This is a genomic window from Psychrobacter sp. K31L (assembly GCF_017942195.1).
GTDB classification, from domain to species: domain Bacteria; phylum Pseudomonadota; class Gammaproteobacteria; order Pseudomonadales; family Moraxellaceae; genus Psychrobacter; species Psychrobacter glaciei.
Map to the genome: position 1 here is coordinate 1 of NZ_JAGKSC010000023.1, position 885 is coordinate 885.

Below are 885 nucleotides of genomic sequence, written 5' to 3' on the forward strand. Positions count from 1 at the left end.
CGCCGGCAACCCCATCAACGTCTTAACGGGCAACAAGTTTGAATCAGCGAATGACATACAGAGTACGACTAGTGAATATGGCCTAAGCTTCAACCGCTACTACAACTCAAGAAGCAACCAGACAAGCCCCCTTGGTTTTGGTTGGCGTCACGACTATGACATGCAACTACAAGACACAGATACCCAAATAAACATCCTACAAGCCGATGGTCGAAAGATCGCCTTCATCAAGACCGCAGCCGCCCTTGATAACAGCACCCTCTTCGTCACCCGCTACTTAGCAGATAAGCCCGAGCTTGGCTACCTTGAGCGCACCCAAAACAGTGACCCGAATAAAGCCACTTGGATCTGGCATCTGCCCACTGGCAAACAGCTTGAATTCATCACTCACAGACAGTTTTCAATTGCAAACACCCAAGGACATCAGCGCTTTGGACAACTCTCTCGCGTCACTGAACGAGCCGATGACCCGAGCAGTCCTTACTGGGCGCTTACCTATGGCACCGATGGTAGGCTTGCGCAAGTACGCAACCATACAGGCGACCGTCTTAGCTTTGGCTATCACACCACCAAAAGTGGTCTTCCTAGAATCACCGTCACCAGCAGCAAGAACAAACAAGCTCAACAAAGCAGCACCTGGCATTACCTACTAGACGGCAACGGCAACCTCGCTCAAGTCGTCAGTCCCATAGGGAACAGGACCGGCTATCAGTACAACGACCCCAATGACAAGCATAACCTCACTGAGAAATTTGGCTACAACGATAAGTCCGAGGCGCAGCTTATTACCCAGTGGCAGTATGATGCTTATGATCGTGCTATAAGCTCAACCCACAAAGACGGTATAGAAAAGGTCAGTGTGGTCTTTGATAAAGATACGGTGAT

Annotated in this window: 1 protein-coding gene; it reads left to right on the forward strand. The window is 49.9% G+C overall.

Annotation, left to right across the window (positions count from 1 at the left end; translation table 11 throughout):
- Window positions 1–885 (forward strand): DUF6531 domain-containing protein (locus J5X94_RS13800; protein WP_228293275.1); only part of this gene is annotated, 885 nt, incomplete at both ends.